Raw genomic sequence first — 10,899 nt, forward strand, 5'->3', positions numbered from 1 at the left:
CATGACCGAGCAGTCCCGTCCGGACTTCATCAGAGACGTACTGACCAGGGAGTTCGGCGACCTCATGGCGCTGGACCCGGCGGCCTTCCGGCGCAAGTTCCGGAAGATGGCCGCGTCGCCCTTCGCGTTCTACCGGGGCAGCGCGTCGCTGTTCTACGCCGACCTGACCGGGGCGTACCGCGACGACACCTTCCTCGACGAGCGGACCAGCCGGGTCTGGATCCACGGCGACCTGCACGCCGAGAACTTCGGCACCTACATGAACTCGTCGGGCCAGCTGGTCTTCAACGTCAACGACTTCGACGAGGCGTACGTCGGGCCGTTCCTCTGGGACCTCAAGCGGTTCTGCGCCAGCGTGGCCCTGATCGGCTACAGCAAGGCGCTCTCCGACCAGGTGATCACCGAGCTGGTGAGCACGTTCGCGCGGGCGTACCTGACCGAGCTGCGCGCGGTGGCGGCCGGCGGCGACGACGCGCTCGGCTCGATCACGCTCGACAACGCCGCCGGGGTGCTGCGCCGGGTGCTCCAGGAGGCGCGGCTCAACACCCGGGTCGACCTGCTCGCCGGGCAGACCACCATCGACGACTACGAGCGCCGGTTCTCCCTCGGCGACGGCGTGTACGACGTCGACGAGCCCACCGCCGCGACGGTCCGGGCGGCCTTCCAGGACTACCTGACCACGATCCCGTCGCACGGCGACTCGGTGTCCACCAACATCAAGGACATCAAGCTGCGCAAGGGCGTGGGCATCGGGTCGGCCGGGCTGCCGTCGTACAACCTGCTGCTGGAGGGGCACACCCAGGCGCTCGAGAACGACGTGATCATCTACATGAAGCAGGCCCAGGTGCCGGCCGTGGCCCGCTGGATCGACGACGAGCGGGTCCGGTCGTACTTCCGGCATCAGGGCCACCGGACGGCCGAGTCGCAGCGGGCCCTGCAGGCGCATGCCGACCCGTGGCTGGGCTTCACCGAGCTCAACGGGGTCGGCCAGCTGGTCGCCGAGGTCTCGCCGTACGCGGCCGACCTGGACTGGGCGGACGTCAACGAGCCCGAGGAGCTGACCGGCGTGGTCGCCGACCTGGGCCGCGCGGTGGCCCGGATGCACTCGGTCGCCGACGACGAGTCCAGTCACGACCTGGTCGACTTCTCCACCGAGGAGGCCATCGTGGCGGCGGTCGACAAGGACGAGGCCGGCTTCCTCGGCCTGCTGGTGGACTTCGCCCACAAGTACGGCGACCAGGCCCGCGAGGACCACCAGGACTTCGTCGACCTGTTCCGCAACGGCCGCCTGCCGGGCCTCTGAGCCGGCGGGGCCGGCGCCCGAACGCCTGGTTCAGGCAGGGACGCCATACGTTCGTCAGCGTCACCGCGGTGCCGTGCGGCCAGCTCCGGCGCCGGACGAGACAGCCGACGGTCGGCCTCGGCCTGCTCACGCCCGGCCTCAGCGCCGTCGCCGACCTCGCCGGTGTCCGCCTCGGGTGCGGGACACAGGATGGTCGCAAGCCGGGCGCGCGCCGGATCATAGGATGTGCGACATGACGCCCGAAGAGGTCGGCGAACGGATGGTCGCGCTGCTGACGGCAGACGCTGCCGACGCCCCCGCCGAGGGCACGATCAGCGCCGGGGTCTCCGGCGGCGGCCCCGGCCACGAGCGGGCCGTGGTGGACGTGCCGGCCGCGCTGTGGTGGGCGGCGATCGACGCCGCCCGCGATCCCGGCGCGCTGGGCTGTGACTTCTTCGACTGGCTGTCCGCGGTCGACGAGCTGGACGAGGGCTTCACCGTCGTCGCCCACCTGTGGTCCACCCGCCGCAAGCACGGGCTGCTGGTGCGCGCCCGGCTGACCCGGGACAACCCGGTGGTCGAGTCGATCGTCGACATCTTCCCCGGCGCGGCCTGGCACGAGCGGGAGACCCACGAGATGTTCGGCATCGCCTTCTCCCGCCATCCCGACCTGCGGCCGCTGCTGCTGCCGCCCGGCTTCGAGGGCAACCCGCTGCGCAAGGAGTTCGTGCTGGCCTCGCGGGTCGCCAAAGCCTGGCCGGGCGCGAAGGAGCCGGGCGAGTCGGAGGCGGGCACGGCCAAGCGCGCCCCGATGCGGCCGCCGGGCGTACCGGACCCGAACGAGTGGGGCCCGATGAAGGGCAAGATCCCCCCACCGGAGACCCCGGCCCGCCGCGCCCCCGCCGCCCGCCCCGCCGCCGGCGACCGCCCGGCCCGGCCCGCCGCCGGCGACCGCCCGGACCGCCCGGCACCGCCGGATCGCGGCGCTCGAGCGGCGCTCACGGAACCCCCGGCGGCCGACCCGAGCGCGGCGGCGACGACAGCGGCGGCCGGTCAGGCCGAGGCTGCCGCAGCCGCCGACCAGGCGAGCGCCGCCCGCACCGCGGCCGAAGCCGCTCCCGCGCCCGCCTCCCCGCCGGAGACGGTGACCCCGCCGGAGACCGGCACCGCGCCGGAGACCCCGCCGGCGCCGAGCGACGGGGAGGACGCCTGATGCCGGTCTGGCTGGAGCTGACCGTCCGGATCGTCGCCGTGGTCGCCGCCTTCCTGGTCCTGCCGCTGGTCGTCGGCCAGATGGAACACAAGGTCATGGCGCACATGCAGAGCCGCCTCGGCCCGATGTACGCCGGCGCTTTCCACGGCTGGGCGCAACTCGTCGCCGACGGCGTCAAGTTCGTGCAGAAGGAGGACATCACCCCGCGGGACGCCGATCGCCGGGTGTTCCAGCTCGCGCCGCTCGTCGCGCTGTTCCCGTACCTGATCGTGCTGCTGGCCATCCCGCTCGGGCCCGGCGGCCTGGTCGCCCAGGCCATGGACATCGGGCTGTTCTTCGTGCTGGCCGTGCTGGGCGTGGGCGTGGTCGCCGTGCTGATGTCGGCGTGGGCGTCGGCGAACAAGTACAGCCTGCTCGGCGGCCTGCGGGGCGCGGCCCAGCTGCTCGGTTACGAGCTGCCGCTGGTGCTGTCGGCCGCGAGCGTGGCGATGGCCGCGGGCACGCTGAGCCTGTCCGGCATCGTCGAGGCATGGTCGCCGTGGTGGCTGCTCTGGCAGGCGCCCGCGATGCTGGTGTTCTTCGTCTCCGGGCTGGCCGAGATCCGCCGGCCCCCGTTCGACATGCCGATCGCCGACTCGGAGCTGGTCTTCGGCTACCTGACCGAGTACACCGGCCTGCGCTTCGCCTTCTTCCTGCTGGCCGAGTACGTCGGCATCGTGGTGATCGCGGCCCTGACCACGGTGCTGTTCCTGGGCGGCTGGCACGGCCCGGACCCGGCGCACCTGGGCTGGCTGTGGACGCTGGTGAAGATCTTCGCCGTGTCCTTCGTGGTCATCTGGCTGCGGGTCAGCTACCCGCGGATGCGCGAGGACCAGCTCCAGCGGCTGTGCTGGCTGGTGCTGGTCCCGGTGGCGCTGGGCCAGCTGGTGCTGACCGCCGCGGTCAAGCTGGCCCTGTAGGTAGGGCCAGCCCTGGCCATGGCGCTCTGCGGGTGACCGGCGAGCTGCCGGGCGCCGAGGGGCGCCCGGCAGCAGCGCGTCAGGTCAGCAGCGTGACCGTGTAGTTCAGCGTCGTGCCGCTGGCGGTGTACGTGGCGGTCTGCCCGTTCACGCAGTACGACACGAAGTTGTTGCCGAGCACGTCGTCACCGGCGGTGGCGTGCACCAGCGGCCGCACGTCCACACCCTCGGCGAGCGGCGTGGAGGTCAGGTCGACCAGCCGCCACTGGTTGACCGGGTAGTCGTCGGTGGGCGCGGAGAGCTGGCCGTCACGGGTGGTGACCTGGAAGTTCATCACGAACCCGCCGTTGTTGACGACAGCGATCTTCTGCACGCACGGTGTGGCCAGCGCGGCGGGCGCGGCGGCGGCGGGCTGGGCGGTGACGCCGAGCAGTCCGGCGGTCGCGAAGGCCGCGGCTGCTGCTGCGGTGCGGTTCATCGGGCTTCCTCCAATGTGGTGGGTGAGGAGCTGTCGCAGCCGTCAGTAACCGGACACCGGGGCACTAAACCGATGATGTTCAATATAAAAGACTTTAAATGTTAAAGGCCCTGACAGTGATGTTCGGCTCAACTGCCTCCTACCAGGCTCCGTGCCACAAAGCCCCCGGTGCCGGACACGATGCGAGGCAACTGCGGGGGTGTGCTCGCCTCCGCCGGTGCGACCGGGCAGGATATGACCTTATGAGCGAGCACGGAGATCGGCACATGCCGGGCGAGGGCCTGATCAACGGCCTCGCCGTCACGCTCAAGACGATGACCAGGCGCTCGACCACCCAGCAGTATCCGGACGTCGAGCCGGACCTGCCCCCGCGCTCCCGGGGGGTCATCGCCCTGCTCGAGGAGAACTGCACGGTCTGCATGCTGTGCGCCCGGGAATGCCCGGACTGGTGCATCTACATCGACTCGCACAAGGAAGAGGTCGTCGTCCCGGGCGCCGCCCGCCCCCGGCAGCGCAACGTGCTCGACAAGTTCGACATCGACTTCTCGCTGTGCATGTACTGCGGCATCTGCATCGAGGTCTGCCCGTTCGACGCGCTGCACTGGACGCCGGAGTTCGAGTATGCGGAGACCGACGTGCTCAACCTGCTGCACGACAAGAACCGGCTCGGCGACTGGATGCAGACCGTCCCGCCGCCGCCGGCCCACGACGTGCTCGGTGAGCCCTCGAAGGAGGAGGCCACCGCCGCCCGCAAGGCCGCCGGCCCCGGCGCGGTGACCCCGGCCAAGACCGCGCGAGCCGCCGTACGCCCGGAGCCGAGCTCGTGACCGTCGCGGACGTGCTGCTGCTCGCGCTCGGTGCTGTCGCGGTGGGCTCGGGCGCGGCCGTGGTCACCAGCACCCACCTGGTCCGCTCCGGGCTCTACCTGGTGATCAGCCTGGGCGCGGTGGCCGGGCTCTACCTGGTCCTCGGCGCCGAGCTGCTGGCCTGGGTGCAGGTGCTGGTCTACGTCGGCGCGGTGGTCGTGCTGCTGCTGTTCGCGGTCATGCTCACCCGCGCCCCGATCGGCCCCTCCCGCGACCTGGACCGCCCGGCCTGGCCGGCGCTGATCGTCGGCGGCGGGGTCGGGCTGGGCCTCGCGGCGCTGCTGGCCGACGCGTTCCGCTGGACCCTCTACGACCGGCCCGCGCCGGGCACCGCCGAGCGGATGGGCACGCAGATCTTCGGCGCGTGGGTGCTGCCGTTCGAGGTGCTGTCGATCCTGCTGCTCGCCGCGCTGGTCGGCGCGATCGTGCTGTCGCGCCCGGACATCGGCGCCCGCACCGAGGAAGAGGCCTGATGCACGCCGTCATCCCGTACGTGACGGGCGCGCTGCTGTTCGGGCTCGGCGTCTACGGCGTGCTGCGCCGGCGCAACGTCATCCTGGTGCTGATGGCCGTGGAGCTGATGCTCAACGCGGTCAACCTGATCTTCGTGACCGCCGACACCGCGGTCCGGGCCACGCTGGTCGGCGTGCAGATCGAGGCCTGGGCCTACCCGAACGGCCGGCCGGGGCACTCCGGCGGCGTGTTCGCGCTGTTCGTGATCGTGCTGGCCGCCGCCGAGGTGGGCGTGGGCCTGGCCATCGTGCTCCAGTACTACCGGATGCGGCGGGCGGTGCACGTGGACGAGGTCGCCCTGTACTACGAGGACGACGAGCAGGTCAGCCGATGATCGAGAAGGTCCTGGGGACGGCGCTCTTCGCCGTACCGGTGCTCTTCGGCCTGCTCGGCCTGTTGCTGCCGGCCGGCGACGGCGGCCGCGCACCGCGCCGCCGGTCCGCCGCGCTCGGCATCGCCGGCGCCGCCGTCGCCCTGGCGATCACGATCTTCCTGCTGGTGGTCACCGACAACCCGATCGGGTACGGCGTGGAGGCGGTCCGCTTCGGCGACCTGCCGATCACCTTCGGCGTCTCGCTGGGCCCCGCCGCGCTGTACGTCGCGCTGGCCGTCACCGTCGTGGCGCTGGCCGTGCAGGTCTACTCGGTCGGCTACCTGCACGACGACCCCCGGTACGCGCCCTACGCGGCGCAGATCAGCATCTTCACCGGCGCGATGCTGCTGGTCGTCTCGGCGAGCGACCTGATCGTGCTGCTGGTCGGCTGGGAGGTGATGGGCGTCTGCTCGTACCTGCTGATCGGCCACGACCGGCGGTTGCCCGAGGCGCCCCGGGCCGCGGTGAAGGCGTTCCTGGTCACCCGGGTCGGCGACGTCGGCTTCCTGCTCGGCATCGCGCTGCTCGGCGTCTCGGCCGGCAGCTTCGAGATCTCCGCGGTGCTGGCGAGCTCGCCCGCGCACCTGACCGCCGCGCTGCTGCTGATCCTGGCCGGGGTGGCCGGCAAGAGCGCCCAGTTCCCGCTGCACACCTGGCTGCCGGACGCGATGGCCGGCCCCACCCCGATCTCCGCGCTGATCCACGCCGCGACCATGGTCGCCGCCGGCGTGTACGTGGTCTTCCGGCTCTTCCCGCTGTTCGCCCGCGCGCCCGGCGCGCTGGCCGTGCTCGGCGTCATGGCGGCGATCACCCTGCTGCTGGGCGCGCTCGCGGCCACCGCCCAGGACGACCTCAAGCGGGTCCTCGCCTGGTCCACGGTCTCGCAGATCGGCTACATGACCGGCGCCCTGGCCGTCGGCGCGCCCGCCGCGGCCCTGTTCCACCTGCTCACCCACGCCGCGTTCAAGGCGCTGCTGTTCCTGGCCGCCGGCGGGGTGATCCACGCGGTGGGCACCAACCTGATGTCCCGGATGGGCGGCCTGCGCACGCACCTGCCCGCGACCTTCTGGGCGTTCGTGATCGGGCTCGGCGCGCTGGCCGGGCTGCCGCCGCTGGCCGGCTTCTGGTCCAAGGAGAACGTCCTGGTCGCCGCGGCGCACGCGACCGAGGGCCACGGCCCGGCCCCGGCCTGGGTCGGCTGGGTGGTCTGGGTGGCGGGCCTGCTCGGCGTCGCGATCACCGCCTGGTACGCGACCCGGCTGCTGCTGCGCACCTTCTTCGGCCACGCCCGGTCCCGCACCGAGCTGTGGCACGTGGGCTTCGACGACGCCGCCTACGAGCGCGAGCCCGGTGCCCCGCACGATCCGCCCGGCCTGCTGCTTTGGCCGGTGCTGCTGCTCGCGGTGCCGGCCGCGCTGCTCGGGCTGGCCGCGTTCCTGCCCGGCTTCCGCGGCGCGCTCGAGCTCGAGGCGCCGCACCTGGAGGTCAGCATCGTGTTGCCGCTGCTGCTGCTGGCGCTCGGCGCGGGTGGCGCGTACTGGCTGTGGCACACCGCGCCGGGCGTGGACCCGGCGCAGGCCCTGGGCCGGTTGCGGCCGTTGTTCGCCGCCGGCTTCCGGCTCGACGACGTCCAGGACCGTTTTGTGGTACGCCCGGTGCGCGCGCTCGCCACCGCGCTGCGGGTGGTCGACGAACGGGTGGTCGACGCCGCCGTCGAGGGCACCGGAACGTCCACCACCCGGCTCGGCGTGGTGCTGACGAACGCCCATCGCGCGGCGCTGCCCCGGGCGGCGGTCGCGGTCTTCGCCGGCGCGCTGGTGCTCGGCGTCGTCGCGGCGATCTACGGAGCCGCCTCATGACGCCCTACCGCGACTACCTGACGACCGGCGGCTCGGCCGCGCAGGTCCTGCTCATCGCGGTGCTCGCGGTGCCGGCGCTCGGCGCGCTGGTCGTCGCGGTGCTGCCCGCCGCCCGCGACCGTGCGGCCCGCATCCTGGCGACGGTGTTCGCGACGGTCACCTTCGTGCTGACGACGCTGCTGGCGGTGCCGGAGGCGGACTACGGCTGGTTCGCCTATACCGCCTCCGACCGGCCGCCGGCGGTGCTGCCGTGGATCAACGTGAACGTGTCCTGGGTGCCCGCGCTCGGCATCGACTTCCACCTCGGCGTGGACGGGATCTCCTATCCGCTGGTGGTCCTGACCGGGCTGTTGACGGCGCTGTGCTGCGCGTACACGGTCTGGAAGGTGCCCGCCGGCGGCAGCGGCCGGACGCTGGCGGCGCTGCTGCTGGTGCTCGAGGTGGGCATCCTGGGCACGTTCCTCGCCCTCGACCTGGTGCTGTTCTTCATCTTCTTCGAGGTTGTCCTGCTGCCGATGTACGCGGTCATCGCCGGCTGGGGCGGCCCGCGGCGTCGGCACGCGGCCCGCAAGTTCGTGCTCTACACACTGTTCGGCTCGGTGCTGCTGCTGCTCGGCGTCTTCACCGTGGTGGTCGCGGCCGGCACCGGCGACCTGATGGCCCTGACCGGCGGCACCGGCCTGTCCCGCACGGTGCAGCTCACGGCCTTCGCGCTGTTCGCGGTCGCGTTCGCGGTGAAGGCGCCGCTCTGGCCGCTGCACTCCTGGCTGCCGGACGCGCACACCGAGGCCCCCACGGTCGGCAGCGTGATCCTGGCCGGCGTCCTGCTCAAGATGGGCACGTACGGCCTGATCCGGGTCGGCGTGGGCGTGACCCCGCTGGGCGCGGTCTGGGCGGCGCCGGCGCTGGGCATCCTCGCCGTCGCCGCGATCATCGTCGGGTCGCTGGTGTGCCTGCGGCAGACGGAGCTGAAGCGGCTGATCGCGTACTCCAGCGTCGGGCACATGGGCTTCGTGCTGCTCGGCATCGCGACGCTGACGGCGACCGGCCTGCAGGCCGCGCTGCTCGGCAACGTGGCGCACGGCGTCATCACCGGCCTGCTGTTCTTCCTGGCCGGGGCGATCAAAGACCGGGCGCACACCGGCGCGCTGGCCGACCTCGGCGGGCTGCGCGAGACCGCGCCCCGCCTGGCCGGCCTGCTCGGTTTCGCGGCGATCGCCTCGCTGGGCCTGCCCGGCCTGGCCGGCTTCTGGGGCGAGGCCTTCGCCGTGGTGGGCGCGACCGAACGCGGCGGCCCGCTGTGGCTCACCCTGGCGATCCTGGCGGCGATCGGCGGGGCGCTGACCGCGGCGTACTTCCTGCGGCTGCTGCGCCGGATCACCCACGGCCCGGCGACCCCGGCGGTGACCGGCATCGCGGGCATCTCCCGGCCGGAATGGCTGGCCTGGTCGCCGCTGGTGCTGCTGGCGCTCGCGATCGGCCTGGTGCCGGCGCTGGTGCTCGCCGCGACCGCCGACCCGGTGGCCGCCCTGACCGGAGCCGTGCGATGACCCAGACCGTGAACCACTTCGCCCTGCTGCCGCTCTACGCCGCGGCCGGCACCGCGCTGCTCGTGCTGGTGCTGGAACTCGCCGTCGGCCGCTTCGCCGTGCCCGCGGGCATCGCCGGCGGTTTGGCCACGGCCGGCGCGGCGGTCGCGCTCGCGCTGCGCCCGGCGTCGACGTTCTGCGGCCCCGAACACTGCTCCTGGGTGAGCGGCCCGCAGGCGGCGGTGGTCGCGGTGCTGTTGGCGGCGCTGACGATGGGGGTGCTGGCCCTGTCCGCGCCGGCGCTGCGCGCGGGCATCGCCCCGGCGGGCGAGTACTGCTTCCTGCTGACCAGCTCGATGGCCGGGGGAGTGGTGATCGCGTACGCGGGCGACCTGATCACCCTGATCGTCGGCCTGGAAACCCTGACCCTGCCGCTGTACGTGCTGGTCGGCCTGCGCCGCTTCGCCCCCCGCGACCGGGTGACCACCACCGGCGCCTCGGCCGCGGTGACGTTCTTCCTGGTCAGCGTTATCTCGACGGCGATCGCCCTGCTCGGCGCGGCGCTCCTGTACGCGGCCACGGGGGTGCTGCACCTGGCCGTACTGACCGGGGCCACGGGCACCCTGGCGCCACTGGGTTCGGTCGGCGGCACGCTGCTGGTGGTCGGCTTCGCGTTCAAGGTGGCGGCGGTCCCCCTGCACGCCTGGGCGCCGAGCACGTACGACGGCGCGCCGGTGCCGGTGGCCGCGTACCTGTCGACGGCCTCGAAACTGGGCGGCGTGGTGGCGCTGGCGGCGATCGTGCAGCGGCTGGACACCGGGCCGCTGGTGGCGGTGCTGGCCGTCCTGACGATGACGGTGGGCAACCTGGTCGCCCTCCGACAGACCCGGATGGTACGTCTGCTGGCCTGGTCATCGGTGGCGCAGGCGGGCTACATCCTGGCGCCGCTGGCGGTGGGCTCGGCGGGCGTACCGGCGGCATTCGCGTACGCGGTCTTCTTCGTGGTCCTGGAATACCTGGCCTTCGCGGTGGTGGTGGCCCTCCGCGGCCCGAACCGCGACGGCGGCAACCTGACCGACTACCGAGGCGCCGGCCGCCGCAACCCGTGGCTGGGTGCGGCCCTGGTGCTGGCGCTCGCGGGCCTGGCCGGCCTCCCGCCGGGCCTGGCGGGCCTCTTCGCCAAGGTGACAGTCGTGGCAGCCCTGATCAACGCAGGCTGGGGCTGGCTGGCAGGGGTGGTGGCCCTGAACGCGGTGATCGCCCTGGCCTACTACGTCCGCGTCAGCGCCCTGCTCTACACCCGCCCCACCGAGCCAGTCATCCCGTTCGCGGCCCTCCCCACCCCCCAGCCGGAACCACCCGCCCCCACCGAGCCGGCCACCGACCAGCCGCCGGCCACCGACGAGCAGCCGGCCACCGAGCCCGCGCTGCCGGGAACAACCATGACGGCAGTCGTCGACCCGAAGCTCCTCGAAGCAGCAACCCACCCCCGCGCCGAGGTACCCCGCGCAGTAACGGCAGCGATCGCAGCAGCCGCCACAACAGCAATGATCCTGGGCCTGGCCCCCCAATGGATCTTCAACGCCCTCCTCGGCTGACCGAGACCCCAACCAAGCCGAACCAAAGGCCGCGCCGAGACGGTCGGGAAGGCCAGCAGCGCACGCCCATCGGCAAGCCGAACGCGAACCTCCAACAGCCGCCGCGGCACGTCACCAAATCCGCCCTAACGCCACAAGACCCACCCGATCAAGGCCAGCCGGGAACCAGCGCGCGGCGCTGCGCGGCGCGGCGCGGCGAGATGCGCGCTCGGGGCCGCCCGCCGCCCGC

General features: G+C 72.9%; 10 protein-coding genes. 9 read left to right on the forward strand and 1 reads right to left on the reverse strand.

Features of this window, described 5'->3' with window-relative positions:
• Position 1: 1 nt before the first annotated feature.
• The 3 genes from ACIBQZ_RS02555 to ACIBQZ_RS02565 all read left to right on the forward strand — a co-directional run bounded on the left by ACIBQZ_RS02555 (position 2) and on the right by ACIBQZ_RS02565 (position 3,454).
• The gene (locus ACIBQZ_RS02555) at positions 2-1,303 is read left to right on the forward strand and encodes a DUF2252 domain-containing protein (protein ID WP_396086672.1); all 1,302 of its coding nucleotides are present in this window, start codon (positions 2-4) and stop codon (positions 1,301-1,303) included.
• A gap of 232 nt (positions 1,304-1,535) precedes the next feature.
• Positions 1,536-2,495 (forward strand): NADH-quinone oxidoreductase subunit C, encoded by a 960-nt coding sequence (locus ACIBQZ_RS02560; RefSeq protein WP_396086673.1) that lies wholly within the window; start codon positions 1,536-1,538, stop codon positions 2,493-2,495.
• A complete protein-coding gene (locus ACIBQZ_RS02565; RefSeq protein WP_396086674.1) occupies positions 2,495-3,454 on the forward strand; it encodes an NADH-quinone oxidoreductase subunit H in 960 nt (319 codons plus the stop codon). The genes ACIBQZ_RS02560 and ACIBQZ_RS02565 overlap by 1 nt, the downstream gene beginning before the upstream one ends.
• Before the next feature lie 79 nt (positions 3,455-3,533).
• Here ACIBQZ_RS02565 and ACIBQZ_RS02570 read toward each other — a convergent pair whose 3' ends face one another.
• Entirely contained in the window at positions 3,534-3,932 is a 399-nt protein-coding gene (locus ACIBQZ_RS02570; RefSeq protein WP_396086675.1) for a hypothetical protein, read from the reverse strand.
• Between the two features lie 242 nt (positions 3,933-4,174).
• On the opposite strand from ACIBQZ_RS02570, the gene ACIBQZ_RS02575 reads away from it, so the two are divergent.
• The 6 genes from ACIBQZ_RS02575 to ACIBQZ_RS02600 are packed head-to-tail and all read left to right on the forward strand — an operon-like array spanning position 4,175 to position 10,670.
• Positions 4,175-4,759 carry a NuoI/complex I 23 kDa subunit family protein gene (locus ACIBQZ_RS02575; protein ID WP_396086676.1) on the forward strand — a complete coding sequence of 195 codons (585 nt, stop codon included), beginning with the start codon at positions 4,175-4,177 and terminating at the stop codon, positions 4,757-4,759.
• Positions 4,756-5,271 carry an NADH-quinone oxidoreductase subunit J gene (locus ACIBQZ_RS02580; RefSeq protein WP_396086677.1) on the forward strand — a complete coding sequence of 172 codons (516 nt, stop codon included), beginning with the start codon at positions 4,756-4,758 and terminating at the stop codon, positions 5,269-5,271. The genes ACIBQZ_RS02575 and ACIBQZ_RS02580 overlap by 4 nt, the downstream gene beginning before the upstream one ends.
• Positions 5,271-5,645 carry an NADH-quinone oxidoreductase subunit NuoK gene (nuoK, locus tag ACIBQZ_RS02585; protein WP_396086678.1) on the forward strand — a complete coding sequence of 125 codons (375 nt, stop codon included), beginning with the start codon at positions 5,271-5,273 and terminating at the stop codon, positions 5,643-5,645. Before ACIBQZ_RS02580 ends, nuoK begins: the two co-directional genes overlap by 1 nt.
• Positions 5,642-7,543, forward strand: a complete 1,902-nt coding sequence (locus ACIBQZ_RS02590) for an NADH-quinone oxidoreductase subunit L (protein ID WP_396086679.1) — start codon at positions 5,642-5,644, stop codon at positions 7,541-7,543. The genes nuoK and ACIBQZ_RS02590 overlap by 4 nt, the downstream gene beginning before the upstream one ends.
• Positions 7,540-9,093: a NuoM family protein gene (locus tag ACIBQZ_RS02595; RefSeq protein ID WP_396086680.1), complete on the forward strand. Its 1,554-nt coding sequence runs from the start codon at positions 7,540-7,542 to the stop codon at positions 9,091-9,093. The genes ACIBQZ_RS02590 and ACIBQZ_RS02595 overlap by 4 nt, the downstream gene beginning before the upstream one ends.
• A complete protein-coding gene (locus tag ACIBQZ_RS02600) occupies positions 9,090-10,670 on the forward strand; it encodes an NADH-quinone oxidoreductase subunit N (RefSeq protein WP_396086681.1) in 1,581 nt (526 codons plus the stop codon). Before ACIBQZ_RS02595 ends, ACIBQZ_RS02600 begins: the two co-directional genes overlap by 4 nt.
• Positions 10,671-10,899: the final 229 nt, after the last annotated feature.

Origin of the sequence: Actinoplanes sp. NPDC049599 (genome assembly GCF_044465625.1) — a bacterium.
Taxonomy (GTDB): Bacteria; Actinomycetota; Actinomycetes; order Mycobacteriales; family Micromonosporaceae; genus Actinoplanes.